Source organism: Pseudomonas sp. TE36184 (genome assembly GCF_054060055.1).
This window is the reverse complement of sequence record NZ_JBSSCU010000001.1, coordinates 1,739,157-1,764,559: the sequence shown is the minus strand read 5'-3', so window position 1 is coordinate 1,764,559 and position 25,403 is coordinate 1,739,157. Positions and strand designations below refer to the sequence as shown.

Sequence of the window (25,403 nt, the reverse complement as noted above, 5' to 3'; positions counted from 1 at the left end):
CGCGATGATCCAGCGCTTTGAATTGATCGATGGCAAGTTGCGCAGCGGGGACAGTGACGAGGCCCCGATCATGTTGTTCAGCAACCCTGACCATGCCGAGCGCAACTGGCTGCTTGAGCACCACAAACTGGACGAGCATGCCCTGGCCTCGGCGCTCGACCCCGACGAAGTCTCGCGCATCGAATTTCACCCCGACAACCTGTTTCTGATCTGGAAGCGCCCGGAGAACTACTCCGGCGGTGGCAACCTGGTGTTTGAAGTGTCGTCCTGCGGCCTGCTGTTTTCACCCGGCCGGCTGTTGGTGATCGCCACCGATGAAACCCCGCTGTCCGGGCTCGGCGCCCGCCGTCCGTTGCACACGCCGCTGGATGTGCTGCTCGATCTGCTGCTCAACAACATCCACCACTACCTCGGCCACCTCAAGGTGATCAAGCTGGTCGCGCGGGAGTTGCAGCAACAGTTCAACGCGTCCATGAGCAACCATCATCTGATGCAGATGTTCAACCTCAGCGAAAGCCTGATCTATTACATCAACGCGCTGCACAGCAATGGCGCCGTGCTGTCGCGGCTGCGCAACCACGGCGAGAAGGAGCATTTCAGCGCCGAGATTCTCGGCCTGATCGACGACCTGATCATCGAGAACCATCAGTGCTACAAACAGGCGGAGATTTATTCCAACGTGTTCTCCGGGCTGATCGACGCGCGCGGCAACCTGATGAACAACAGCATGAACAACCTGTTGCGCAAGCTGACGTTGATCAACGTGGTGTTTCTGCCGCTCAACCTGATCGCCAGCATTGGCGGCATGTCGGAGTTCAGCATGATGACGGCGGGTACGCCGTGGTGGGTGTCGTACCCGCTGTTTTTGTTGGCGATGGGCTTGGGCGCGGGGTTGATGGTGCTGGGGCTCAAGCGGATTGCAGGCGGCGCGAATGGGAGGTGACCCCCCATCCCTGGGGGGCCGGCTCAGGACGTGGCTTGCAGGGTCAGCACCTCGAACCCGTCCGCCGTCACCGCCACGGTGTGTTCCCACTGGGCCGACAGGCTGTTGTCCTTGGTCACCACCGTCCAGCCGTCCTTCAGGCTGCGCACCTTGGCGCTGCCCTGGTTCAGCATTGGCTCGATGGTAAACACCATGCCTTCGCGCAGCTCCAGCCCGGTGCCGGGGCGGCCGAAGTGCAGGATCTGGGGGTCTTCATGCATCTGCCGGCCGATGCCGTGGCCGCAGTATTCACGTACCACGCTGTAACCATTGGCCTGCGCATGGTGCTGGATCGCATGGCCGATGTCGCCCAGGCGGGCTCCGGGCTTGACCTGGCGGATACCGGCCCACATCGCCTCGAAGGTCATCTCCACCAGGCGGCGTGCCTTTGGCGAGACGGTACCGATCATGTACATCTTGCTGGAGTCGGCGATAAAGCCGCCTTTTTCCAGGGTGATGTCGATGTTGACGATGTCGCCGTCCTTGAGGACTTGCGTGGCGCTGGGCATGCCGTGGCACACCACTTCGTTGACCGAGGTGTTGATGGAGAAGGGGTAGTCGTATTGCCCGAGGCTCGCCGGGCGGGCTTTGAGCTCGTGGCGGATGAAGGCTTCGACGGCGCTGTCCAGCTCCAGGGTGGAGCGTCCGGCGGCGACAAAACCGTCGAGCATGCTGAACACCTGGGCCAGCAGGCGCCCGGATTCGCGCATCACGGCGAGTTGTGCGGCGGTTTTGATCATCAGCTGCGCCCCCGGATCAGGTCCGGCTTGTCCAGCAACAGCTTGTTGATCAGCTCGTTGTAGGGCAAATGCGGGTTGAGTTCGGCGAGCAGGCCGATCTTGATCCAGAACTCGGCCTGGGCGTTGATGGAACGGTCCATGGCCGCACTGGCCAGGCGTAGTTGTTCATGCAGTTGGTCGGTGATCTTGACGATGCCCATGTGCTTCACTGTGTCAGATGAATATACGGATCGTATACGTTTCGTATGTCCATCGTAAAGCCCGGTCAACGAAATGGCCCCTTGCCATTGACTTGACCGGCCACCGCCGGGTAATTTCGTGACATGACATTTCAAACCCTGCATTGCCAGCCAATTATTATTACCGCCATTCCTCATTTGGCGGGATAGCGCTCGGCTGCACCCAAACCCGCCCTAGAGGCGGGTTTTGTTTTTCCGTCTCCAGGTGCCCTTACCCAAGCCAGGAGACTCCCATGAGCACTTGCCCCGTCCCATCTACCGCTGTCTCGGGACTGCTTGAGCACTACGTCAAAAAGATCCTCGCCGCGCCGGTCTACGATTTGGCCGTGCGAACCCCCTTGCAGGTCGCCCCGGCGCTGTCGCTGTTGCTCGACAACCAGGTGTTGCTCAAGCGCGAAGATCTGCAGCCGACCTTTTCCTTCAAGATCCGTGGCGCCTACAACAAGCTGATGCAACTCAGCGCCGAGCAGAAGGCCTGCGGCGTGATCACCGCATCGGCCGGCAACCATGCGCAAGGCGTAGCGCTGGCGGCGCGGGAATTGGGGATCAAGGCCACGATCGTCATGCCGTGCAGCACGCCGGAGTTGAAGGTGCTGGGTGTGCGCTCGCGAGGGGCGCAAGCGGTGCTGCACGGTGAGAGCTTTCCGTTTGCCCTGGCCCATGCGTTGCAACTGGCCGAAGCCTGCGGTTGTACGTTTGTCTCGCCGTTCGACGATCCGGACGTGATCGCCGGCCAAGGCACGGTGGGCATGGAAATCCTGCGCCAGCAGCAGGGCGCGCTGGACGCGATCTTCGTGCCGGTGGGCGGTGGCGGCCTGATCGGCGGGATCGCCGCCTACGTCAAATACTTGCGGCCCGAGGTACGCATCGTCGGCGTCGAAGCCGAAGGCTCGAGTTGCCTGTTGGCAGCCTTGCGCGCCGGTGAACGCGTGGTGCTGCCCAGTGTGGACGGGTTTGCCGATGGCACGGCAGTGGCACAGATCGGCGCCTATGGCTTTGAGATCTGCCGGGATTGGGTGGATGACGTCATCACAGTCAGCAACGATGAACTGTGCAGTGCCATCAAGCTGATCTACGACGATACGCGTTCCATCGTCGAGCCGTCCGGCGCCTTGGCTGTGGCGGGCATTCGCCGCTATGTGGGGCAACACCGCGTGCGCGGGCAGACGCTGGTGGCGGTCAACTCAGGGGCCAATATCAACTTTGATAGTTTACGACATGTTGCTGAAAGAGCCGCAGCACACAGTGCCAGTTAACGCAAAGCCCAGGGTTAAACGTTTAATCGAAGCTGTTCGGCGATGATGTTCGTCGAGTGAATTTGAGTTGAACAAAGTTATACAAGACTGGGTACTGCTTATGAGGAAAGGTTACAACGAGAACGGATTTTGCCGAGTAGGCTTATTGATTGTAAACGTCTTCCAGGGTTGGCAGGACGTGGCGGGCGAGTGCCTGCAAGACTTATAACAATCGATTGGCAGTCTCAAGAAAGGAGAGGTTGACCATGCTTTCGGAATTAGAACTTCGCAGTATCATTGAAGGAAGTTTCCTGCCTAAACGGTGCGAATGCACCAAAGCTGAAGATGCCTCGTTGACGATCAAGGTCTATGACGATCGCGACCGTGATCGGGTGGATCTGGAAGTCAAAGGCATCAATGCTGACAAACTCGACAGCAGTCGAGCCATTTGCAACCTGATCACCGGGTTGCGCGAAGACCTCAAGCAATCGCAGGGGCCTGCACTGCAAAGAGCAGCAGGGCGCGGCCACTACTAGATAGCGAGCGTTGCTTTCACCGATCTGCGGGCCTGGTAAATACCAGGCCCGATGCTGTTGCTACCCGTCAATCCATGCTGAACGCCGCAGCCTGTGATCGTTTGTTCACCCCAACTGTTGCCGATAGGGCAGGTCCGGGCCCGTTTTGCCGCAGGTCATGGCGGCCGCACGGATCGCAAAGCCCAGCATCGCGTCGATCTGGGCGCGGGTCAGTTGCTGCAGGCCCTCTACCGAATCCAGTTGCTGCTCGGTCAGCCAGGCAATCAACGCCGCCTGGAAGGTGTCCCCGGCACCCACGGTATCGGCCATCACCACCTTCACCGCCGGTTGCGACCAGTGTCCGTGCTGGCGGCTGAACACGCTGGCGCCGTTACCGCCGCGAGTGAGGAAGACCAACTGGCAGCGGTGTTGCAACCAGCCCTCAAGCACGCTTTCCGGCGATTGGTCGGGGTAGAGCAGGTGCAGGTCTTCATCGCTGACCTTGATCAGGTCGGCGTACTTGACCAGTTCGGCCACGCGCTCGCGCCACAGCTGGATATCCGGCTGCGGGTTGAGCCGCACGTTGGGGTCGAGGCTGATCAAGCGCTTGCCGCTTTCGCGCTGGACCAGGGCCAGCAGGGTGTCGCCAATCGGTTGCACCACCAGGGAGAACGAACCCACATGCAGCCCGCGAACCTCATCGCCCAGGGTTGGCAGGTGTGCGCGCGTCAATTGGCGGTCGGCGCAGCCTTCGCCGCGAAAGCTGTATTGCGGGGATCCATCGGCGCCCACGGCGACCATCGCCAGGGTGGTCGGCGCGGCGAATTCCACCAGGAACTGCGGGTTGACGCCTTCGTCCCTGAGCACCTGCAACAAGCGCTGCCCGAGGAAGTCAGTGGACACGCCGCCGAACAGCGCGGCCTCGATGCCGAGCCGGCGTAAACCGACGGCGACGTTGAACGGCGAACCACCGGCAATCGCCTTGTAATTGAGTTTGGAGGCTTGCCCGCTGGGATCGTCCTCGCTGAAAAAATCAAACAGCGCTTCACCGCACACCAGATACATAGTCGTTCGCTCTTAAAGGGTTGCCACGTGCTGTTGATAGCGCTCGTAGGCGTGTTGATAGGCGCTGACATTGTCGGCCACCGGCAGGGTCCGGCTGGCCGGGTCGACGCTCACGCATTTTTCGCACAGGCTGGCCAGGGACTCGCCGGACTGGCTCCACGCCGCCTGGATCGCCGCGCCCAGGGCCGCCGCTTCGCTTTGTTCGGTGCAGATCACTTCGGTGTGCATGATATCGGCAACCATCTGCCGCCACACCGGGCTTTTCGAGCCGCCGCCGATCAGGCGGATGCTCTGGCTGTGCAGGCCGGTCTGGCGCAACAGATCAAGGCCGTAACGCAAGCCGAAGGTGGTGCCCTCGACCACCGCGCGACACAGGTTGGCGCGGGTCAGGTTGGTCATGGTCAAGCCATGCAGGCTGCCGGTGGCGTGGGGCAGGGCGGGCACGCGTTCGCCATTGAGGAACGGCAGCATGCTCACGCCGTCGGCACCGATCGGCGCCTGCTCGACCAGGGCGTTGAAGGCGTCGAGGTCGAGGTCGAACAGTTCGCGAATCACCCCGGTCGCGTTGGTCAGGTTCATCGTGCAGATCAACGGCAACCAGCCGCCGCTGGAGGAACAGAAGGTCGCGACCGACGCCTGGGGGCTGACGTTGGGCTGGTCGGCGAAGGCATACACGGTGCCCGATGAACCCAGGCTCATGGTGATCACGCCGGGGGCGATATTGCCGGTGCCGATGGCGCCCATCATGTTGTCGCCGCCGCCGCTGGACACGATGGCGTCGGGGTTGATGCCCAGGCGTTCGGCGATGGCCGGCAGGATCGTGCCGACGGCTTGGTCGGCTTCGATCAGCGTCGGCAAGGCAGCCCGCAGGCGGCCGCTGGGGTCGATGTGCTGGAGCAGCGCCACGTCCCAGGTACGGCTGCGCACGTTGAAGTAGCCGGTGCCCGAGGCATCGCCGTATTCCGCGACGGCGCGGCCGGTGAGCCAGTAGTTGAGGTAGTCGTGGGGCAGCAGGATATGCGCGATGCGCGCGAACACCTCGGGGTGCTGCTCGCGGGTCCACAGCAGTTTGGACACGGTGTAACCCGGCGCGATCGCGACGCCGAGACGCTCCAGCGAAGCGCTTTCGCCCCCCAGGTATTGCAACAGGCGCTCGTTTTCGGCGGCGGTTTCGGTGTCGCACCATAGCTTGGCCGGGCGCAGCACCTGGCCGCTGTCATCGAGCAACACCAGGCCGTGTTGCTGGCCGGACACGCCGATGCCGAGGATATCCTGGCCGTCCACGCCGGCCTGTTGCAGGGCGCGGTGGGTGGCTTCGGTAAAGGCGTCCAGCCACTCCTGGGTGTGCTGCTCGCGCCGGCCGTTGGCGCCGCTGATCAGTGTGTGTGCCGCGGCGCCCAGGCCCAGCACCTTGCCGCTGGAGGCGTCGAGGACGATGGCTTTGGTGCCTTGGGTGCCGCAGTCGATGCCGAGGAACAGGTTTTGCTGGGTCATGAGGGTTTGCTCAGCATTGTTGTTGGATTGTAAATGCGCTTCAAATGTGGGAGGGGGCTTGCCCCTGATGGCGGTGTTTCAGTGTAAATGTTCTTTACTGACCCACCGCTATCGGGGGCAAGCCCCCTCCCACAGGTTTAAACCGGTTTCTTCAGGAGTTGCTGCAGTGTTTTTGTGACGCCGTTGTCGCGCAGGCTCGCATAGCACCGCTCGAACGCTGCCACAAACGCAGCCGACTTGGGAATAGCTGTGCCGAAAATCTCCTCCACGCCGAGCAGGCGCTGACTGATTTGCGCATCGTCACTCACCAGGCCCTGGCAAAACTCGGCACGCGGGTCGGGAATTTTGTAGACCGCGCCAGTCTCGTCGACACCCTTGAGGTACAACGCCCACGCGGCCACCACCAACGCTGCGCGCTCGGTCTCGCGCCCATCGGCAATCAGGCGGTTGATCGTTGGCACGGTGAACTTGGGAAATTTCGATGAGCCATCGGAACACACGCGCTCCAACTGGTCGGCAATCGCCTGGTTGGAGAAGCGATCGACCAGGGTCTGCTTGTACTGCGTGAGGTCGATGCCCGGCACCGGCGCCAGGTTCGGCGTGACGTCCAGGTCCATGTAGGCGCGCATGTACGCGACGAACAACGGGTCATTCATGGTCTCGTGAACGAACCGATACCCCTTGAGAAACCCCAGGTAAGTCAGGGCCAGGTGACTGCCGTTGAGCAGGCCGATCTTCATTTCTTCATAGGGCGTCACGTCATCGGTGAACTGCACGCCGACCTTTTCCCAGGCCGGGCGGCCGTTGACGAAGCGGTCTTCCAGCACCCATTGCACAAACGGCTCGCACACCACCGGCCAGGCATCGTCGATGCCGTGCTCATCGTGCAATTGCAGGCGATGCGCGGTACTGGTCATCGGCGTGATGCGGTCGACCATGGCGTTGGGGAACGTCACGTTGGCCTGGATCCAGTCATGCAGTTCGGCGTCGTGCAGGGCGGCGAAGGCCAGCAGGGCCTTGCGCGTGACGGCGCCGTTGTGCGGCAGGTTATCGCAGGACATCACGGTAAATGCCGGGGTGCCGGCGGCGCGACGTTGGGTCAGTGCGGCGCAGATAAAGCCGAACACGGTTTTCGGCGCCTGCGGGTGTGCCAGGTCGTGCTGGATCTGCGGCAGGTGGGCCATGAACTCGCCGTTGCTGTCGTCGATGCAGTAGCCGCCTTCGGTGATGGTCAGCGAGACGATGCGGATGTGCGGGCTGGCCAGTTTGTCGATCAGCCCCTGGGCGCCGTCCTCGGCCAGCAGCATGTCGCTGATCGAGCCGATCACGCGCACTTCGGTGTCGTCGCTGTCGCCCAGTTCATACAGGGTGAACAGGTAGTCCTGGCCGGCCAGGTCGTCGCGGGCCTTGCGGTCCTCGCTGCGCAGGCCGATGCCGCAAATGCTCCAGTCCAGGCCCTCGCCGGTATTCATCAGCGCATCGGTGTAATACGCCTGATGCGCGCGGTGGAAACCGCCGACGCCGATATGGGCGATGCCCTGGCGGGTATCGGCAATGGCGTAGGTCGGGATTTTCACTTCCGGCGCCAATTGGGTGAGGTTGTGTTTATTCAGTTTCATCATAACTCTCGCGAAATCAGGCGGCGGCGCGCAGTGGTCGGGTGACGGCCACGCCGTCGGTGTCGAACAGGTGGCAGTGCGCCGGGTCCAGGTGCAGGTGCAGCGTCTCGCCATACTGGCTGGCCATGTCGCCGCGAATCCGCATGGTCAGCGGCTCGCCGTTGGCGGTGATGACGTGGCAGAAGGTGTCGCTGCCCAGGCGCTCGCCGACGTCGGCGGTGACGGTCAGGCCGGCCTGGCCCGGTGCGGCGATCTCCAGGTGTTCCGGGCGAATGCCCAAGGTCACCGCGCTGCCCACGCTCAAGGTGGCGCCGCTCAGCGGCAGGCTGATCAAGCTGCCGGCGTCCAGTTGCACGTCGCAGCCCAGGCCCTCGACCCGCGTGACCTTGCCCTTGAGGAAGCCCATTTTCGGCGTGCCGAGAAAGCCCGCGACAAACAGGTTGGCCGGCTGGTGATACAGCTCCAGTGGCGAACCGACCTGCTCGATGCGGCCGCTGTTGAGCACCACCACTTTGTCGGCCAGGGTCATGGCTTCGACCTGATCGTGGGTCACATAGATCATGGTTGCTTGCAGCTCTTTATGCAGGCGCGCCAGTTCCAGGCGCATCTGCACGCGCAGCGCAGCGTCGAGGTTGGACAGCGGTTCGTCGAACAGGAAGATCTTCGGGTTGCGCACAATCGCCCGGCCGATCGCCACGCGCTGGCGTTGGCCGCCGGACAGCTGCTTGGGCTTGCGCTCCAGCAGTGGGCCCAGTTCGAGGATGCGCGCCGCTTCGCTGACTTTGCTCTCTACCAGCTTTTTGTCGACGCCGGCCAGGTCGAGGGCAAACGACATGTTCTTGCGCACGCTCATGTGCGGGTACAGCGCGTAGGTCTGGAACACCATCGCCAGGTCGCGCTTGGCCGGGGTGACTTCGGTGATGTCGCGGCCATCGAGCTCAATGGTGCCTTCGCTGACTTCTTCCAGGCCGGCGATCAGCCGCAGCAGCGTGGATTTACCGCAACCCGACGGGCCGACGAAGACCACGAACTCCTTGTCGTTCACTTCCAGGTCGATGCCCTTGATGATGGAAAAGCCTTCGAAGCCTTTTTGCAGATTCTTGATTTTCAGGTTGGCCATGGGATGGGCCTCCGCTTCTGAATTCGTTTTTGTTAGAGAGAAGCCGTTATTTCACGGCGCCGAAGGACAACCCGCGCACCAGCTGTTTCTGGCTGATCCAGCCAAAAATCAGGATCGGCGCGCAGGCCAGGGTCGACACGGCCGACAATTTGGCCCAGAACAAGCCTTCGGGGCTGGAGTAGGAGGCGATCAGCGCGGTCAGCGGCGCGGCAGTCGACGAGGTCAGGTTCAGCGACCAGAACGCCTCGTTCCAGCACAGGATCAGCGACAGCAGCACCGTGGACGCCAGCCCGCCCTTGGCAATCGGCAGCAGCACGCGGACCATTTCCTGCCACAGGGTGGCGCCGTCCAGGCGGGCGGCTTCGAGGATGTCTTTGGGGATGTCCTTGAAGTAGGTGTAAACCATCCACACCACGATCGGCAGGTTGATCAGGGTGTAGATGATGATCAGCGCGATACGCGTATCCAGCAGGCCAAAGCTCTTGGCCAGCAGGTAGATCGGCATCAGCACGCCCACCGGTGGCAGCATCTTGGTCGACAGCATCCACAGCAGGGTGCCCTTGGTGCGTTGGGTCTCGTAGAACGCCATGGAGTAGGCCGCCGGCACCGAGATCAGCAGGCACAAGGCGGTGGCGCTGAACGAAATCAGCACCGAGTTCCACGCGTAGCTGAAGTAGTTGCTGCGTTCGTTGATGTGCAGGTAGTTCTCCAGCGTCGGCGTGAAGATGAACTGCGGCGGCGTGGCGAACGCGTCGATCTCGGTCTTGAAGCTGGTCAGCACCATCCAGAAGATCGGGAAGAAGATCAGGATCGCGATGGCCCAGGCCAGGGTGCCGAGCAGCAGGCTTTGCAGGCGGCGGGATTGTTGAAGCGTCATGGCGCGGCCCTCAAGGCTTGTCAGTCAGGTTTTTGCCGATCATCCGCACCAGGATGATCGCCGCGATGTTGGCGATGACCACGGCAATCAAGCCGCCGGCCGAGGCCATGCCCACATCGAACTGCACCAGCGCCTGGTTGTAGATCAGGTAGGCGAGGTTGGTCGAGGCGTAGCCGGGGCCGCCGTTGGTGGTGGTGAAGATTTCGGCGAACACCGAGAGCAGGAAGATCGTTTCGATCATCACCACCACGGCAATCGGGCGCGCCAGGTGGGGCAGGGTCAGGTGCCAGAAGATCGCGATGGCGCCGGCGCCGTCCAGGCGTGCGGCTTCCTTTTGTTCCTGGTCGAGGGACTGCATGGCGGTCATCAGCAGCAGGATCGCGAAGGGCAGCCATTGCCACGAGACGATGATGATGATCGACAGCAGTGGGTAATGCGCCAGCCAATCCACCGGCTGCGCGCCGAACAGCTTCCACACGGCGGCGAGAATCCCCGACACCGGGTGGAAAATCAGGTTCTTCCAGATCAGCGCACCGACGGTGGGCATGATGAAGAACGGCGAGATCAACAACACCCGCACCAGGCCGCGGCCGAAGAACTCACTGGCCTCCAGCAGGGCGCTGATCAATACGCCGAACACCACGCTGATCAGCAGCACGCTGCCCACCAGCAACAGGGTATTGGTGGCGCCGGGCAGGAAGCCCGAATCGGTGATGAAGTAGGTGAAGTTCTCCAGCCCCACGAACTGGTTTTCGCCGGGGTAGAGCAGGTTGTAGCGGATCAGCGAAAAGTACAGGGTCATGCCCAGCGGCACGATCATCCACAGTAGCAGCAAGGCTACCGAGGGGCTGACGAGAAACCAGCCGGGGTTGGCCAGGCGGCTTTTGCGTGTTGTATTCATGGTGATCAAGACCGATTAGAGGCAGGTGCGCAAAACTCCTGTAGGAGCGAGCTTGCTCGCGAAAAAGGTACATCCGACGCCGACATGCGCCTGAAATACCTTCGCGAGCAAGCTCGCTCCTACAGAATCGGGGGTTACTTGGGATAACCGGCCCGCTTCATTTCACGCTCGGTGGTGGTCTGCGCGGCGCTCAAGGCTTGATCCACGGTTTGCTGACCGGTCAGCGCACCCGAGAAGAACTTGCCGACCTGTGTACCGATCGCCTGGAACTCAGGAATGGTCACCAGTTGGATACCGATATACGGCACCGGCTTGAGCGTCGGTTGGGTCGGGTCGGCGACTTTCAGCGATTCCAGGGTGACCTTGGCGAACGGCGCGGCCTGCATGTACGCGTCGCTGTAGGTCGACTTGCGCGTCCCTGGTGGGACGTTGGCGATGCCGTCGGTCTTGGCAACCAGGGCGCCGTATTCCTTGGAAGTCGCCCAACTGGTGAACAGCTTGGCGGCGTCCTTGGCTTTGGAGCTGGTCGGGATCGCCAGGCTCCAGGAGTACAGCCACGAGGTGCCTTTGTCGGTCTTCTCGTGGGGGGCGAAGGTGAAGCCGACGTGGTCCGCCACCTTGCTTTGGGTCTTGTCGGTGACGAACGAGCCGGCCACGCTGGCGTCGACCCAGATCGCGCACTTGCCGCTGTTGAACAGCGCGAGGTTTTCGTTGAAACCGTTGCTCGAAGCGCCCGGCGGGCCGGATTTCTTCATGTTGTCGACGTAGAAGTTCAGCGCGTCCTTCCATTCGGGGCCATTGAATTCAGGCTGCCATTTTTCGTCGAACCAGCGCGCGCCATAGCCGTTGGCCAGGGTGGTGATCAGCGCCATGTTTTCACCCCAACCGGCTTTGCCGCGCAGGCACAGGCCGTATTGCTCTTTGGTTTTGTCGGTGAGTTTTGCTGCGTATTCGCCGATCTGCGTCCAGGTCGGGTGCTCGGGCATGCTCAGCCCGGCGTCCTTGAACAGGTCGGTGCGGTAATAGGTGATCGAACTTTCGGCATAGAACGGTAGGGCGTACAGCGAACCCTTGACGGACAAACCGTCACGCACAGAAGGGAACACATCGTCGAGGTCGTAGGACGCCGGTAGGTCCTTCATCGGTTCCAGCCAGCCCTTGGCGCCCCAGAGTGCGGCTTCGTACATGCCGATGGTCAACACGTCGAACTGCCCGCCCTGGGTGGCGATGTCGGTGGTCAAGCGTTGGCGCAGGACGTTTTCTTCGAGCACCACCCAATTCAACTTGATGTCCGGGTGCTCGGCCTCGAAGGTCTTCGAGAGCTTTTGCATGCGGATCATGTCGCTGTTGTTGACGGTGGCAATGGTCAGGGTTTGCGCGCCAAGGCTGACGGCGCTGAGGGTCATGCATGCCGTCATGCAAGAACAGGCAAGCAGTGTTTTTGCTGTGAACTTCATCGCGCACTCCTTTTCTGCGCCCAGGGGCTGCAGAAGGACAGTTATTGTTGTTGTGTCTTCCCACGCGGAGCCAGGAAGAGTGTGCGTTGATTACAGCCCTCAAATGGGGGGTGTGACAAATCCTTGGGTGCACTGGGACTGATACTTTTTTGTACTCGCTCACCAAAAGCCGAAACGATTAAGCCAGGTTCTGTTCGGTGAGCCGCTGCACCGCCAGGCGCCGGTAGTGGGAAGGCGTCATGCCTTTAAGTTGCTGGAAGCGGCGATTGAAGTTGGAAATGTTGTTGAACCCCGACTCGAAGCACACATCGGTGACGGCCTTGTCGCCATCGGCCAGCAGTTCGCAGGACTTGCTGATGCGCAGGCGATTGACGAATTCGATAAACGTGCGCCCGGTGGCCTGCTTGAACACCCGCGAGAAATACGTCGGTTTCATCCCCAGGTAATCGGCCACTTCCTCCAGTGACAACTCCCGTGCGTAATGCGCAAAGATGTAGTCCACCGCCCGGTTGGTGCGGTCGATGCTGTGTTCGTCGGCCAGTTGCGGCGTGGTCACGCCGGACAGCAGTTGGTAATCCTCACACGCGCTCAACACGTCCAGCAGGATAAAGAAGTGCCCCAGGCGCGCCATGCCCTGGGCGTCCTCGATGCGTTGCATGAGTGTCATGGCCTGGGCGATGGTCTTCTTGCAGCGAAACTCGATGCCGGACTGCGCCCGCTCCAGTAGCGGCGCGAGGGTCTTGAGCTCAGTAAAAATGTGACTGCCGTTCTCAAGCAGCTCATCGGTGAAATTCACCAGCATGTCGCGCTTGGGCACCACTTCGTCTTCCTCGACCTGGCTGATCCAGTTGTGAGGCAGGTTGGGGCCGGTAAGGAACAGGCTTTCCGGGTAGAAGTTGCCGATGTAGTCGCCGATGAACACCTTGCCGGAACTGGCGACGATCAGGTGCAGCTCGTATTCCTTATGGAAATGCCAGCGCACCAACGGGCAAGGGAAACCGTGCTGGCGATAGATGATGGACAGACCGTTGTGATCGTCCATCAGCTCGTAGGAAGGGTCGGTGATTCGCGTTGCTCGGGTCATGCTGCCGTCGCTTTATTGTGGTTGCGCTCCGCAATAATGCCCCCTTGTGTGCTGTCGCTGCCAGCGGCAAGTTGGTTGGAGTATCCCTGAAGGCCGTTTTGGGTTATCGGCGACTTAATATATTTCACTGGCCTGTGCTATTAACAAAAGCGTTTACGAGCAGGCGTCGTGCTAATCGAGAGGGCATGGTCGCTAGGAGCAAAGAAGCGTTTTATCTGAAACAGAACACGAACAAGGAGTTGGTTATGATTCGTGATGCGATGCCCAAGGACGCGAAGAGCATTGCTGATGTTCATGTCAGTAGCTGGCAACACGCTTATGCGAATCTGATGCCGGCTGATTTTTTGGCCTCGCTGACTGCGACATTGCCGAAAAGGGAGGCTTATTGGGCTCAGGCAATCGAAAGCAAAGACTCTGACGTTTTAGTTTCAGAGGTGGATGGAAACGTTGTCGGTTGGATTTCAGTGGGCCGTTGCCGTGATGAAGACAAGCCCGCAGCGGAGTCGGGAGAGGTCATGGCTATCTATATTTTGGCAGAGTATTGGGGTAAAGGAATCGGTGCCAAATTGTGGGAGTCAGGTTTAAACCGTTTGTTTGATCAAGGTTATAAAAATATTACCTTATGGGTTTTATCTGCAAACGAAAGAGCTGTTCGCTTTTATCAGGGGCTCGGCGGAAGAGAAGAGCCTGGCAGCCGTCGCACGCTGGTCCGTGGTGGCGTGTCGCTGGATGAGGTGAGGTATGTTTGGGGCCGTTAAGGTTTAGGGCTGCCCCGAGTGACGTGCCGCGCAGCGGCGGCACGTCGAAGTTACGATATTCACGCTTCCTGATGCGCTAAAGGTTACGGTTTTTTGCCTCGATCCACTGCGACATGTATTGCGTACTTTTGTGGGCATGGTGGCGCAGCATGCCGCCGGTGAAATTATTTCGGCGGTGGGCGGCGAGGTCGTTGCGGCACTGCTCCAGGCATTCCACCAACGCGGGGCCGTGGATGTTTTGGTCATACCGGCGGGCCAGGAGTTGGCGCCCGTGCTCCTGGGCCTGGGTCCAGCGTTCGCGGTCTTGGTAAAGGCTCACGGCGGCATCGGCCAACGCCATGGCGCTGTGGGCGATTGCCCCCGGCCACGGTTGCTCGTCGCCCATGGCTTCGGCGCCGACCGGTGTGGTGATATTCGGCGTGCCGCAGAGCATGGCATCCACCAGCTTGCCCTTGATCCCCGCACCGAAGCGCAACGGCGCCAGGCAGATGCGCGCCGCTGTCATCACTTGCAGGGCATCCTCGGCCCAGTTCATCACATGAAACCCCTGGGCCGCGTTGTGTAGGGCCGTCGCCTTGGGCGGGGTGTAGGCACCATAGATATGCAACTGGGCGCCTGGCAGTTGCTGGCGGATCAACGGCCAGACACTGTTCTTCATCCAGAGCACGGCATCCCAGTTCGGCGCGTGACGGAAGTTGCCGATGCTGAGGAAGTGCGCGCGCTCGTCAAAGGGGGCGAATGCTTCGGTTGGCGGCTCGAGCATCAATGGGCACCAGTGGAGCAGGGCGGCGGGCACCTTGAAGTGCTCGGTGAGCAGGCGGATTTCCACGTCGGAGATCATCAGGCTGATGTCGCAGCGATAGATGGCCGCGATCTCGCGCTTGGCCAGGTCGGTGTCGGCCATGCGCTGGAACTCGTCTTCCAGGCCCGGTGCGAACAAGGCGCTGAAGTCATCGTTGCCCGGTTGCGCCTTGAGGTCGTCCTTGAGCCGCTGCTGGCGTGCGTCGCGCAGGCTTTGCAGGTCGGAGGTTTCCAGCACCCGCAAGGCCGCGGGGCAGTGCTTCTCGACGCGCCAGCCGAACTGTTCTTCCATCATGAAGCGGTCGAACAGCACGATGTCCGGGGCCAGTTCGCGGATAAAGTCGTCGAAACTGCTGTTATTGAGTTCGATGGCGCACTCGGTGATACCGAGTGCCGGCAGGTCGGCTTTGTGCTCGCCGATGGTCGCCGGGCTGCTGAAGGTAATATCCCAACCTTGTGTAAGAAAAGTTTCGAGAATCTGCATCATATGCCCGCCGGCAGCCGAGGAGCGCGGTTCCGGCCAGACATAACCAATGACCAGGACTTTGGTGGCGGGCTGATTCATCAACAACAGATTCCTTGAGCGGGGACGAAAACCGCGCAATTAAACCACAACCGCCCGCGTGCCCGGCGAGACATGACAATTTGTGTCTGGCGGTAGGTCGCCACGGCACTTTGTGGTTAACTTCCGCCTCTCGAATTCGTTTAACCAAACCCAGCATAAGGATTCCGTTCATGGCTCAAGTCACCCTTCGTGGTAACCCCGTCCAAGTTGAAGGCGAACTGCCGCAAACCGGCTCCAAGGCGCCAGACTTCACCCTGACCGCCGGCGATCTGTCGGACGTGACCCTGGCCACCTTCGCCGGCAAGCGCAAAGTGCTGAACATCTTCCCAAGCGTCGACACCCCGACCTGTGCCACGTCGGTACGCACGTTCAACGCCCAGGCCGACAAAGTGGCCAACACCGTGGTGCTGTGCATCTCCTCTGACCTGCCGTTTGCCCAGAAGCGTTTTTGCGGCACCGAAGGCCTGGACAACGTGCAGAGCCTGTCGGACTTCCGCAACGCCGATTTCGCCGTTGACTACGGCGTTTCGATTGCTGACGGCCCGCTCCGGGCTCTGACCGCCCGTGCCGTCGTTGTGCTGGATGAAAACGACAATGTGCTGCACAGCGAACTGGTCCCTGAAATCGGCCAAGAGCCAAACTACGAAGCAGCCCTGGCTGTTTTGAAGTAACTGTTTCTGCGCATTACTGTCGTTATGCAGTAACACTGCGCGGTACATAATTGCGGCCTGGCCTAGTCCAGGCCGTTTTTATTTGCTGGTCAGATGTTTAGCGAAATAGCCGGTGGACTAAGCTCAAAAGTTAAAAGTTGTAAGCCCAAGGTAAATAGCCGGTAAAGGCGCTTTTCTTAACGCGCCCCAGTGCTTATCTTTCAGCCTCCCAAAGAAGAAGCCCTCGCGCCCAATGGTTGATCACTCCATGCAATCCTCCCCCCGCAACTCCCGTCGCTGGCTGTTCGGCCTGCTCGTGCTGCTGGTTATCGCCGGCCTGTGCTGGAAATTCTGGCCCACCGGCGCGCCCCATCCAGAAGCGCCAGCCGGCCGCACCGGTAAAACCGGCATGGCGCGCCCTGGTTTCGGCGGCTCCACCGGCCCGGTGCCGGTGCGCGTGGCGCCGGCGGTGCTGGGGGAGTTCCCGGTGTACTACAAGGCATTGGGGACGGTCACCGCGCTCAACACTATTAATGTACGCAGCCGGGTGGGCGGCGAGTTGGTGAAGATCGCCTTTGAAGAAGGGCAGATGGTCAAGGCCGGCGACCTGCTGGCGGAAATCGACCCGCGCAGTTACCAGAACGCCTTGCTTCAGGCCCAGGGCACGCTGATGCAGAACCAGGCCCAGTTGAAAAACGCCCAGGTCGATGTCGAGCGTTATCGCGGCTTGTATGCCCAGGACAGTATCGCCAAGCAAACCCTGGACACCGCCGAAGCGCTGGTCCTGCAATACCAGGGCACGGTCAAGACCAACCAGGGCGCGGTCGACGACGCCAAGCTCAACCTCGAATTCACCAAGATCCGCGCGCCGATCACCGGGCGCGTCGGCCTGCGTCAGCTCGACGTCGGTAACCTGGTGGCCGCCAACGACACCACGGCGCTGGCGGTGATCACTCAGACCCAGCCGATCAGCGTGGCCTTCACTCTGCCGGAGAACAGCCTGGAAACCGTGCTCGCCCGTTACCACGCCGGCAACAAGCTGCCGGTGGAAGCCTGGGACCGCGGCGACGCCAAGCGCCAAGCCACCGGCGTGCTGCAGAGCCTGGATAACCAGATCGACGTCACCACCGGCACCTTGAAGTTCAAGGCGCGCTTCGATAACAAAGACCAGGCGCTGTTCCCCAATCAGTTCGTCAACGTGCATCTGCTCGCCGACACCCTGCACAACGTCGTACTGGCACCGTCCGCCGCCATCCAGTTCGGCAACGCCGGCACCTTTGTCTACAAGCTCGACGGCGACAAGAAGGTCAAGGTCCAGCCCCTGGTGGTCGGCGATAGCGACGGCGACAACACCGTGATCAAGCAAGGCCTGGTCGCCGGCGATCGCGTGGTGCTGGAAGGCACCGACCGCCTGAAGGACGGCAGTGAAGTCGAAGTGGTCAACGACAGCAGTCAAGTCCCGACCACGCCGACCGAGCACCTGCAAGGCAAGCCCGCGGCCAAAGGGGAGACCGGCGCTGACGCCGGCAAGGCGCAAAAGGTCGGTTCATGAACCTGTCGCGGCTGTTTATCCTTCGCCCGGTCGCTACCACGCTGAGCATGCTGGCGATTGTCCTGGCAGGGATCATCTCGTACCGCTTGTTGCCGGTCTCGGCCTTGCCCCAGGTGGACTACCCGACCATCCGGGTGATGACCCTGTACCCCGGCGCCAGCCCGGATGTGATGACCAGCGCAGTCACCGCGCCCCTGGAGCGCCAGTTCGGGCAAATGCCCGGCTTGACCCAGATGGCCTCCACCAGCTCCGGCGGGGCCTCGGTGCTGACCCTGCGCTTCAACCTCGACATCAATATGGATGTCGCCGAGCAACAGGTGCAGGCCGCGATCAACGCCGCGACCAACCTGCTGCCCAAGGACTTGCCGGCGCCGCCGGTGTACAACAAGGTCAACCCGGCGGATACCCCGGTGCTGACCCTGGCGATTACCTCCAAGACCATGCTGCTGCCCAAGCTCAATGACCTGGTCGACACACGCATGGCGCAGAAGATCGCGCAGATCAGCGGCGTCGGCATGGTCAGCATTGCCGGTGGCCAGCGCCAGGCCGTGCGTATCAAGGTCAACCCCGAGGCCCTGGCGGCCAACGGCTTGAACCTGTCGGATGTACGCACGCTGATTACCGCGTCCAACGTCAACCAGCCCAAGGGCAACTTCGACGGGCCGACCCGCGTGTCGATGCTCGACGCCAACGACCAACTGGTGTCGCCGCAGCAATACGCCGAACTGATCCTGGCCTACAAAAATGGCGCGCCGCTGCGTCTGAAGGACGTCGCGCAGATCGTCGACGGCGCCGAAAACGAACGCCTCGCCGCCTGGGCCAACGAAAACCAGGCCGTGCTGCTGAATATCCAGCGCCAGCCCGGTGCCAACGTGATCGAGGTAGTCGACCGTATCAAGGCCCTGCTGCCGAGCATCACCGATAACCTGCCGGCCGGCCTGGATGTGACGGTGCTGACCGACCGTACCCAGACCATCCGCGCTTCGGTCACCGACGTGCAGCACGAATTGCTGATCGCGATTGCCCTGGTGGTGATGGTGACCTTCCTGTTCCTGCGCCGCGTCAGCGCGACGATCATCCCGTCGATCGCCGTGCCACTGTCACTGGTGGGCACCTTTGGCGTGATGTACCTGGCGGGTTTCTCGATCAACAACCTGACGCTGATGGCCCTGACCATCGCCACTGGCTTCGTGGTCGACGATGCGATCGTGATGCTGGAGAACATCTCGCGTTATATCGAGGAAGGTGAAACCCCGCTGGCCGCCGCGCTCAAGGGCGCCAAACAGATCGGCTTCACGCTGATTTCCCTGACCCTGTCGCTGATCGCCGTATTGATTCCGTTGCTGTTCATGGGCGATGTGGTCGGGCGGCTGTTCCGCGAGTTCGCCATCACCCTGGCGGTGGCAATCCTGATTTCCCTGGTGGTGTCCCTGACCCTGACGCCGATGATGTGCGCGCGCCTGCTCAAGCGTGAGCCCGAGGAAGCAGAACAGAGCCGTTTCTACAAGGCCAGCGGCGCCTGGATCGATTGGTTGATCGCGGCCTACGGGCGCAAGTTGCAGTGGGTGCTCAAGCACCAGCCGCTGACGTTGCTGGTGGCCATCGCCACCCTGGGCCTCACCGTGGTGCTGTACCTGGTGGTGCCCAAGGGCTTTTTCCCGGTGCAGGACACCGGGGTGATCCAGGGCATTTCCGAGGCGCCGCAGTCGATTTCCTTCGCGGCCATGAGCCAGCGCCAGCAGGAGTTGGCGAAGATCATCCTGGCCGACACGGCGGTGGAAAGCCTGTCGTCCTACATCGGTGTGGATGGCGACAACGCCACCCTCAACAGCGGTCGCTTGCTGATCAACCTCAAGGCCCATGGGCAGCGGAACTTGAGCGCGGCCCAGGTGATCACCCGCCTGCAGCCGCAAATCGACAAACTGGTGGGCATCCGCCTGTACATGCAGCCGGTGCAGGATCTGACCATCGAAGACCGCGTCAGCCGCACCCAGTACCAGTTCAGCATGTCGTCACCCGATGCCGAACTGCTGGCGTTGTGGAGCGAAAAGCTGGTCCATGCCTTGAGCCAATTGCCGCAGCTCACCGACGTCGCCAGCGACCTGCAGGACAAGGGCCTGCAGGTGTACCTGGTGATCGACCGCGATGCGGCCTCGCGTCTGGGCGTCAACGTGTCGACCATCACCGATGCGCTGTACGACGCCTTCGGTCAGCGGCAGATTTCCACCATCTACACCCAGGCCAGCCAATACCGCGTGGTGTTGCAGGCCCAGTCGGGCGAGACCCTGGGGCCGGATGCGCTGAACCAGATCCACGTCAAGACCACCGACGGCGGCCAGGTGCGGCTGTCGAGCCTGGCCCATGTGGAACAGCGCCAGGCGCAGTTGGCGATTGCGCATATCGGCCAGTTCCCGGCAGTGATGATGTCGTTCAACCTGGCCCCTGGCGTCGCGCTGGGCAAGGGCGTGGAGTTGATCAACCAGACCCAGAAAGACATCGGCATGCCGGTCGGCGTGCAGACCCAGTTCCAGGGCGCGGCCCAGGCGTTCGAAGCCTCGCTGTCGAGCACCTTGCTGCTGATCCTGGCGGCGGTGGTCACCATGTACATCGTGCTCGGCGTGCTCTACGAGAGCTACATCCACCCGGTCACCATCCTCTCGACCCTGCCTTCGGCGGCGGTGGGGGCGTTGCTGGCGTTGCTGCTCAGCGGCAATGACCTGGGCATGATCGCGATCATCGGCATCATTTTGCTGATCGGTATCGTCAAGAAGAACGCGATCATGATGATCGACTTCGCCCTCGACGCCGAACGCAACCAGGGCCTTGACCCGCAGACCGCGATCTATCAGGCGGCGCTGTTGCGCTTCCGGCCGATCCTGATGACCACCCTGGCCGCGCTGTTCGGCGCGGTGCCGTTGATGCTGGCCACCGGTTCCGGTGCGGAGCTGCGTCAACCCCTGGGCCTGGTGATGGTCGGCGGTTTGCTGGTGAGCCAGGTATTGACCTTGTTCACCACGCCGGTGATCTACCTGTACTTCGATCGCCTGGGGCGGCGCTGGCGCAAAGAGCCGCAACGCCTGGAGCCGGTTGAGTCATGAACCTGTCCGGACCTTTCATTCGCCGCCCGGTCGCGACCATGCTGTTGAGCCTGGCGATCATGTTGCTGGGCGGTGTCAGCTTCAATCTGCTGCCGGTGTCGCCGCTGCCGCAGATCGACTTCCCGGTGATCGTGGTGTCGGCCAGCCTGCCCGGCGCCAGCCCCGAGGTGATGGCGTCCACCGTGGCCACGCCGCTGGAGCGCTCGTTCGGCGCGATTGCCGGTATTACCACCATGAGCAGTTCGTCGAGCCAGGGTTCGACCCGGGTGATCCTGGCGTTCGATTCCGACCGTGATATCAACGGCGCGGCGCGGGAAGTGCAGGCGGCGATCAACGCTTCGCGCAACCTGCTGCCCAGCGGTATGCGCAGCATGCCGACCTACAAGAAGATCAACCCGTCGCAGGCGCCGATCATGGTGCTGTCGCTGACCTCGGACGTATTGCAGAAGGGCCAGCTGTACGACCTGGCGTCGACCATCCTGTCGCAAAGCCTGTCCCAGGTGCCGGGCGTGGGTGAAGTGCAGATCGGCGGCAGTTCCCTGCCGGCGGTGCGGATCGAACTCGAACCCAAGGCCCTCGACCAGTACGGCGTGGCCCTCGACGATGTGCGCAACACCATCGCCAACGCCAACCAGCGTCGGCCCAAGGGTTCCCTGGAAGACGCCGAGCGCAACTGGCAGATCCAGGCCAACGACCAGCTGGAAAAAGCCAAGGACTATGAACCGCTGCTGATCCGCTACCAGAACGGCGCGGCCCTGCGCCTGGGCGATGTGGCGAAGATCAGCGACGGTGTGGAAGACCGCTACAACAGCGGCTTCTTCAACAACGACTCGGCCGTGCTGCTGGTGATCAACCGCCAGTCCGGTGCCAACATCATCGAGACCGTCCGGCAGATCAAGGCGCAGTTGCCGGCATTGCAGGCGGTGCTGCCGTCCAGCGTCAAGCTGAGCCTGGCGATGGATCGCTCGCCGGTGATCACCGCCACCCTGCACGAGGCCGAGATGACCTTGCTGATTGCCGTAGGGCTGGTGATCCTGGTGGTCTACCTGTTCCTCGGTAACTTCCGTGCGTCGCTGATTCCAACCCTGGCGGTGCCGGTGTCGCTGGTCGGCACCTTCGCGGTGATGTATCTGTTCGGTTTCTCGCTGAACAACTTCTCGCTGATGGCGCTGATCCTCGCCACCGGCCTGGTGGTGGACGATGCCATCGTGGTGCTGGAGAACATTTCCCGGCATATCGACGAGGGCGTGCCGCCGATGAAGGCGGCGTACCTGGGCGCCAAGGAAGTTGGCTTTACCTTGCTGTCGATGAACGTGTCGCTGGTGGCGGTGTTCCTGTCCATCCTGTTCATGGGCGGGATCGTCACCAGCCTGTTCCGTGAGTTTTCCATCACCTTGTCGGCGGCGATCATCGTGTCGCTGGTGGTCTCGCTGACCCTCACGCCGATGCTCTGCGCGCGTTGGCTCAAGCCTCATATCAAAGGCCAACTGACCGGTTTGCAGCGTTGGAGCCAGAAGGTCAACGACCGCATGGTCTCGGCCTACGCCACCAGCCTGGACTGGGTGCTGCGCCATCGGCGCCTGACCTTGCTCAGCCTGCTGATCACGGTGGGGGTGAATATCGCGCTGTATGTGGTGGTGCCGAAAACCTTCATGCCCCAGCAGGACACCGGGCAATTGATCGGCTTTGTGCGCGGCGACGATGGGCTGTCGTTCAGCGTGATGCAGCCGAAGATGGAGATTTTCCGCAAGGCCGTGTTGCAAGACCCGGCGGTGCTCAGCGTGGCCGGTTTCATCGGCGGCAACAGCGGCACCAACAACGCGGTGATGCTGGTTCGACTCAAGCCCATCAGCGAACGCAAGGTCTCCGCCCAGGCGGTGATCGAGCGTCTGCGCAAGAACGTGCCCTTGGTGCCGGGCGGGCGGCTGTTCCTGATGGCTGACCAGGACCTGCAATTCGGTGGCGGGCGTGACCAGACCAGTGCGCAGTATTCCTACATCCTGCAAAGCGGTGATCTGTCTGCGCTGCGCCTGTGGTACCCGAAGGTCGTGGCCGCACTGCGTGCGTTACCCGAACTCACCGCCATCGACGCCCGCGAAGGCCGGGGCGCGGCCCAGGTGACGCTGGTCGTCGACCGCGACCAGGCCAAGCGCCTGGGTATCGACATGAACATGGTCACCGCGGTGCTGAACAACGCCTACAGCCAGCGGCAGATCTCCACGATCTATGACAGCCTCAACCAGTATCAGGTGGTGATGGAGGTCAACCCGAAATACGCCCAGGACCCGATCACCCTGAACCAGATGCAGGTGATCACCTCCACGGGCGCGCGGGTGCCGTTGTCGACCATTGCCCATTATGAGAGCAGCCTGGCGGACGACCGGGTCAGCCACGAAGGCCAGTTCGCCTCGGAAAACATCGCCTTCGACATAGCGCCCGGCGTGACGGTGGAGCAGGGCACTGCGGCCATCGAGCGGGCGATTGCCAAGGTGGGCTTGCCGGAGGACGTCATCGCCAAGATGGCCGGCACCGCCGATGCCTTCGCGGCGACCCAGAAGGGCCAGCCGTTCATGATCCTCGGCGCGCTGGTGGCGGTGTACCTGGTGTTGGGTATTCTGTATGAAAGTTATATCCACCCGCTGACGATCCTCTCGACCTTGCCGTCGGCCGGCGTCGGAGCCTTGCTCTCCATCTACCTGCTGGGCGGCGAGTTCAGCCTGATCTCCTTGCTCGGCTTGTTCCTGTTGATCGGGGTGGTGAAGAAAAACGCGATCCTGATGATCGACCTGGCGCTGCAACTGGAGCGCAATGATGGCCTGAGCCCGCTGGATTCGATTCGCAGCGCCTGCCTGTTGCGTCTGCGGCCGATCCTGATGACCACGCTGGCGGCGATTCTCGGTGCCTTGCCGTTGTTGCTCGGCAGGGCCGAAGGTGCGGAAATGCGCCAGCCCCTGGGCCTGACCATTATCGGCGGGCTGGTCTTCAGCCAGATCCTGACCCTTTACACCACCCCGGTGGTTTACCTTTATCTCGACCGCGCGCGCCATCGTTTCAACGCTTGGCGCGGCGTGCGTACCGATGCTGCCCTGGACACTGCGCTATGACCGATTCAATTTTCGCCACATTGGCCATGCCCCGTGGTTCCCGCGTCGCCAGCCTGGTGCTCTGCGGGGTGTTGCTCAGCGCTTGCGCCGTCGGCCCCGACTACACGCGCCCGGAGGTCATCGAGCCGGCGCAGTTCAAGCAAGCCCAGGGCTGGCGCCAGGCTACGCCGAGCGATGCGCTGGCCCGTGGCGCCTGGTGGGAGCTGTACGGCGACCGTCAGCTCAATGACCTCGTGGTCCGGCTGAACAACGCCAACCAGACCGTCGCCCAGGCCGAAGCGCGCTTCCGCCAGGCCCAGGCGCTGGTGCGCAGTTCCCGTGGGGCGTTTTACCCGACGGTGGACCTGAGCGTCGGGAAAACCCGCGCCAGCCAGGGCACCGGCAGCAGCAACGCCAGCCTCAGCAGTTCCAGCAGCGGCATCCGCGACACCCTCAACGCGCAGTTGGGCGTGAGCTGGGAAGCCGATGTCTGGGGCAAGTTGCGCCGGGGCCTGGAAGCCAAAGAGGCCAGCGCCGAAGCCAGCTCGGCGGACCTGGCCGCGATGCGCTTGAGCCAGCAGTCGGAGTTGGTGCAAAGCTACCTGCAACTGCGCGTCATGGATGAGCAAACCCGGTTGCTGCAAGCCACGCTGGACACCTACCAGCGCTCCCTGCAGATGACCGAAAACCAATACCGCGCCGGCGTCTCCGGCAAGGAAGCCGTGGCCCAGGCGCAAACCCAGCTCAAGTCCACCCAGGCCAGCCTGATCGACCTGATCTGGCAGCGTGCCCAGCTGGAAAACGCCATCGCCGTGTTGATCGGCGAGGCACCGGCCAACTTCAACCTGGCTGTGAGCAAGGACATTCCGGCGTTGCCGCAGATTCCGGTGAGCCTGCCGTCGCAATTGCTCGAACGGCGCCCGGACATCGCCTCGGCCGAACGCTCGGTGATCGCCGCCAACGCCAATATCGGCGTGGCCAAGGCCGCCTATTACCCGGACCTGAGCCTGAGCCTGGCTGGCGGTTATTCCAGCAGCACCTATTCAGACTGGATCAGCCTGCCGAACCGCTTCTGGTCGGTCGGGCCGAAACTGGCGATGACCCTGTTCGACGGCGGCCAGCGCTCGGCGGAAGTCGACCGCACCGTGGCCAGTTACGATGAAACCGTGGCCAAGTACCGCCAGACCGTGCTGGATGGTTTCCGCGAAGTGGAAAACTATATGGTCCAGCTCAAGGTGCTGGAAGACGAAGCCGTGGTCAGCAACGAAGCCCTGGAGGCCGCTCGCGAATCGCTGCGCCTGACCCAGAACCAATACAAAGCGGGGCTGATCGCTTACCTGGATGTGGTCACCGTGCAGGCAACGGCGCTGAGTAACGAACGCACCGTGCTGACCTTGCTGCAGACGCGATTGGTGGCCAGTGTGCAACTGATCGCCGCGTTGGGCGGTGGTTGGGATGGGCAGACTCAAGTGGCGGAAAAGGAGTGAAGTCCGGGCCTTTTTGAATGGGCAGATTGACCTCAAAATGCCGGTGCTGGTCCTATTATAATTAATCGCCTGTTCAATAAT

Annotated in this window: 20 protein-coding genes; 9 read left to right on the top strand and 11 right to left on the bottom strand. The window is 61.9% G+C overall.

The window, feature by feature from the left end; genetic code table 11:
* The first annotated feature begins 4 nt into the window (after positions 1-4).
* The gene (locus ACVWZP_RS07730; RefSeq protein ID WP_057005248.1) at positions 5-943 is read left to right on the top strand and encodes a magnesium transporter CorA family protein; all 939 of its coding nucleotides are present in this window, start codon (positions 5-7) and stop codon (positions 941-943) included.
* 23 nt (positions 944-966) lie between these two features.
* Here ACVWZP_RS07730 and map read toward each other — a convergent pair whose 3' ends face one another.
* A complete protein-coding gene (map, locus tag ACVWZP_RS07725) occupies positions 967-1,722 on the bottom strand; it encodes a type I methionyl aminopeptidase (RefSeq protein ID WP_046383187.1) in 756 nt (251 codons plus the stop codon).
* Positions 1,722-1,922, bottom strand: a complete 201-nt coding sequence (locus tag ACVWZP_RS07720) for a ParD-like family protein (RefSeq protein WP_003190946.1) — start codon at positions 1,920-1,922, stop codon at positions 1,722-1,724. The genes map and ACVWZP_RS07720 overlap by 1 nt, the downstream gene beginning before the upstream one ends.
* A 272-nt stretch (positions 1,923-2,194) precedes the next feature.
* Here ACVWZP_RS07720 and ilvA point away from each other — a divergent pair, with 272 nt between their 5' ends.
* Both ilvA and ACVWZP_RS07710 read left to right on the top strand, forming a co-directional pair.
* Positions 2,195-3,217 carry a threonine ammonia-lyase, biosynthetic gene (gene ilvA, locus ACVWZP_RS07715; protein WP_198717867.1) on the top strand — a complete coding sequence of 341 codons (1,023 nt, stop codon included), beginning with the start codon at positions 2,195-2,197 and terminating at the stop codon, positions 3,215-3,217.
* Positions 3,218-3,462: 245 nt separating this feature from the next.
* A complete protein-coding gene (locus tag ACVWZP_RS07710; RefSeq protein WP_017848424.1) occupies positions 3,463-3,732 on the top strand; it encodes a DUF1652 domain-containing protein in 270 nt (89 codons plus the stop codon).
* A gap of 105 nt (positions 3,733-3,837) precedes the next feature.
* Here the strand turns inward: ACVWZP_RS07710 and ACVWZP_RS07705 are convergent, their stop codons facing one another.
* From ACVWZP_RS07705 to ACVWZP_RS07670, 8 genes are all read right to left on the bottom strand, one after another.
* A complete protein-coding gene (locus ACVWZP_RS07705; protein WP_046383188.1) occupies positions 3,838-4,776 on the bottom strand; it encodes a carbohydrate kinase family protein in 939 nt (312 codons plus the stop codon).
* A 12-nt stretch (positions 4,777-4,788) separates the two neighbouring features.
* Complete coding sequence (xylB, locus tag ACVWZP_RS07700; RefSeq protein ID WP_457369631.1) at positions 4,789-6,270, bottom strand: xylulokinase; 1,482 nt, start codon at positions 6,268-6,270, stop codon at positions 4,789-4,791.
* A gap of 137 nt (positions 6,271-6,407) precedes the next feature.
* Positions 6,408-7,889 (bottom strand): mannitol dehydrogenase family protein, encoded by a 1,482-nt coding sequence (locus tag ACVWZP_RS07695; RefSeq protein ID WP_457369630.1) that lies wholly within the window; start codon positions 7,887-7,889, stop codon positions 6,408-6,410.
* A gap of 16 nt (positions 7,890-7,905) precedes the next feature.
* Positions 7,906-9,009: an ABC transporter ATP-binding protein gene (locus tag ACVWZP_RS07690; protein WP_457369629.1), complete on the bottom strand. Its 1,104-nt coding sequence runs from the start codon at positions 9,007-9,009 to the stop codon at positions 7,906-7,908.
* A gap of 46 nt (positions 9,010-9,055) precedes the next feature.
* Positions 9,056-9,886 carry a carbohydrate ABC transporter permease gene (locus ACVWZP_RS07685; protein ID WP_012723930.1) on the bottom strand — a complete coding sequence of 277 codons (831 nt, stop codon included), beginning with the start codon at positions 9,884-9,886 and terminating at the stop codon, positions 9,056-9,058.
* 10 nt (positions 9,887-9,896) lie between these two features.
* Positions 9,897-10,787, bottom strand: a complete 891-nt coding sequence (locus ACVWZP_RS07680) for a carbohydrate ABC transporter permease (protein WP_046385260.1) — start codon at positions 10,785-10,787, stop codon at positions 9,897-9,899.
* A 134-nt stretch (positions 10,788-10,921) separates the two neighbouring features.
* Positions 10,922-12,244, bottom strand: a complete 1,323-nt coding sequence (locus ACVWZP_RS07675) for an ABC transporter substrate-binding protein (protein WP_046383192.1) — start codon at positions 12,242-12,244, stop codon at positions 10,922-10,924.
* Positions 12,245-12,422: 178 nt separating this feature from the next.
* Positions 12,423-13,328 (bottom strand): AraC family transcriptional regulator, encoded by a 906-nt coding sequence (locus ACVWZP_RS07670; RefSeq protein WP_017848432.1) that lies wholly within the window; start codon positions 13,326-13,328, stop codon positions 12,423-12,425.
* Between the two features lie 245 nt (positions 13,329-13,573).
* Between ACVWZP_RS07670 and ACVWZP_RS07665 the strand changes: the two genes are divergently transcribed.
* The gene (locus ACVWZP_RS07665; protein ID WP_457369628.1) at positions 13,574-14,086 is read left to right on the top strand and encodes an N-acetyltransferase family protein; all 513 of its coding nucleotides are present in this window, start codon (positions 13,574-13,576) and stop codon (positions 14,084-14,086) included.
* A gap of 76 nt (positions 14,087-14,162) precedes the next feature.
* Here the strand turns inward: ACVWZP_RS07665 and ACVWZP_RS07660 are convergent, their stop codons facing one another.
* Positions 14,163-15,452: a glycosyltransferase gene (locus ACVWZP_RS07660; RefSeq protein WP_079443657.1), complete on the bottom strand. Its 1,290-nt coding sequence runs from the start codon at positions 15,450-15,452 to the stop codon at positions 14,163-14,165.
* A gap of 170 nt (positions 15,453-15,622) precedes the next feature.
* On the opposite strand from ACVWZP_RS07660, the gene tpx reads away from it, so the two are divergent.
* The 5 genes from tpx to ACVWZP_RS07635 all read left to right on the top strand — a co-directional run bounded on the left by tpx (position 15,623) and on the right by ACVWZP_RS07635 (position 25,322).
* A complete protein-coding gene (gene tpx / locus ACVWZP_RS07655) occupies positions 15,623-16,123 on the top strand; it encodes a thiol peroxidase (protein WP_017848435.1) in 501 nt (166 codons plus the stop codon).
* A gap of 232 nt (positions 16,124-16,355) precedes the next feature.
* On the top strand, positions 16,356-17,654 hold the full coding sequence (locus ACVWZP_RS07650) for an MdtA/MuxA family multidrug efflux RND transporter periplasmic adaptor subunit (RefSeq protein WP_046383194.1): 1,299 nt from the start codon (positions 16,356-16,358) through the stop codon (positions 17,652-17,654).
* Positions 17,651-20,752 carry an MdtB/MuxB family multidrug efflux RND transporter permease subunit gene (locus tag ACVWZP_RS07645; RefSeq protein WP_457369627.1) on the top strand — a complete coding sequence of 1,034 codons (3,102 nt, stop codon included), beginning with the start codon at positions 17,651-17,653 and terminating at the stop codon, positions 20,750-20,752. The genes ACVWZP_RS07650 and ACVWZP_RS07645 overlap by 4 nt, the downstream gene beginning before the upstream one ends.
* On the top strand, positions 20,749-23,856 hold the full coding sequence (locus ACVWZP_RS07640) for an efflux RND transporter permease subunit (RefSeq protein ID WP_057005254.1): 3,108 nt from the start codon (positions 20,749-20,751) through the stop codon (positions 23,854-23,856). The genes ACVWZP_RS07645 and ACVWZP_RS07640 overlap by 4 nt, the downstream gene beginning before the upstream one ends.
* The gene (locus ACVWZP_RS07635) at positions 23,853-25,322 is read left to right on the top strand and encodes an efflux transporter outer membrane subunit (RefSeq protein ID WP_017848439.1); all 1,470 of its coding nucleotides are present in this window, start codon (positions 23,853-23,855) and stop codon (positions 25,320-25,322) included. The genes ACVWZP_RS07640 and ACVWZP_RS07635 overlap by 4 nt, the downstream gene beginning before the upstream one ends.
* Positions 25,323-25,403 lie beyond the last annotated feature (81 nt).

Excerpts from the sequence above, each read along its gene's own strand:
- ACVWZP_RS07730 (WP_057005248.1), top strand. The coding sequence starts at position 5 with ATGATCCAGCGCTTTGAATTGATCGATGGCAAGTTGCGCAGCGGGGAC.
- map (WP_046383187.1), bottom strand. The coding sequence starts at position 1,722 with ATGATCAAAACCGCCGCACAACTCGCCGTGATGCGCGAATCCGGGCGC.
- ACVWZP_RS07720 (WP_003190946.1), bottom strand. The coding sequence starts at position 1,922 with ATGGGCATCGTCAAGATCACCGACCAACTGCATGAACAACTACGCCTG.
- ilvA (WP_198717867.1), top strand. The coding sequence starts at position 2,195 with ATGAGCACTTGCCCCGTCCCATCTACCGCTGTCTCGGGACTGCTTGAG.
- ACVWZP_RS07710 (WP_017848424.1), top strand. The coding sequence starts at position 3,463 with ATGCTTTCGGAATTAGAACTTCGCAGTATCATTGAAGGAAGTTTCCTG.
- ACVWZP_RS07705 (WP_046383188.1), bottom strand. The coding sequence starts at position 4,776 with ATGTATCTGGTGTGCGGTGAAGCGCTGTTTGATTTTTTCAGCGAGGAC.
- xylB (WP_457369631.1), bottom strand. The coding sequence starts at position 6,270 with ATGACCCAGCAAAACCTGTTCCTCGGCATCGACTGCGGCACCCAAGGC.
- ACVWZP_RS07695 (WP_457369630.1), bottom strand. The coding sequence starts at position 7,889 with ATGAAACTGAATAAACACAACCTCACCCAATTGGCGCCGGAAGTGAAA.
- ACVWZP_RS07690 (WP_457369629.1), bottom strand. The coding sequence starts at position 9,009 with ATGGCCAACCTGAAAATCAAGAATCTGCAAAAAGGCTTCGAAGGCTTT.
- ACVWZP_RS07685 (WP_012723930.1), bottom strand. The coding sequence starts at position 9,886 with ATGACGCTTCAACAATCCCGCCGCCTGCAAAGCCTGCTGCTCGGCACC.
- ACVWZP_RS07680 (WP_046385260.1), bottom strand. The coding sequence starts at position 10,787 with ATGAATACAACACGCAAAAGCCGCCTGGCCAACCCCGGCTGGTTTCTC.
- ACVWZP_RS07675 (WP_046383192.1), bottom strand. The coding sequence starts at position 12,244 with ATGAAGTTCACAGCAAAAACACTGCTTGCCTGTTCTTGCATGACGGCA.
- ACVWZP_RS07670 (WP_017848432.1), bottom strand. The coding sequence starts at position 13,328 with ATGACCCGAGCAACGCGAATCACCGACCCTTCCTACGAGCTGATGGAC.
- ACVWZP_RS07665 (WP_457369628.1), top strand. The coding sequence starts at position 13,574 with ATGATTCGTGATGCGATGCCCAAGGACGCGAAGAGCATTGCTGATGTT.
- ACVWZP_RS07660 (WP_079443657.1), bottom strand. The coding sequence starts at position 15,452 with ATGAATCAGCCCGCCACCAAAGTCCTGGTCATTGGTTATGTCTGGCCG.
- tpx (WP_017848435.1), top strand. The coding sequence starts at position 15,623 with ATGGCTCAAGTCACCCTTCGTGGTAACCCCGTCCAAGTTGAAGGCGAA.
- ACVWZP_RS07650 (WP_046383194.1), top strand. The coding sequence starts at position 16,356 with ATGGTTGATCACTCCATGCAATCCTCCCCCCGCAACTCCCGTCGCTGG.
- ACVWZP_RS07645 (WP_457369627.1), top strand. The coding sequence starts at position 17,651 with ATGAACCTGTCGCGGCTGTTTATCCTTCGCCCGGTCGCTACCACGCTG.
- ACVWZP_RS07640 (WP_057005254.1), top strand. The coding sequence starts at position 20,749 with ATGAACCTGTCCGGACCTTTCATTCGCCGCCCGGTCGCGACCATGCTG.
- ACVWZP_RS07635 (WP_017848439.1), top strand. The coding sequence starts at position 23,853 with ATGACCGATTCAATTTTCGCCACATTGGCCATGCCCCGTGGTTCCCGC.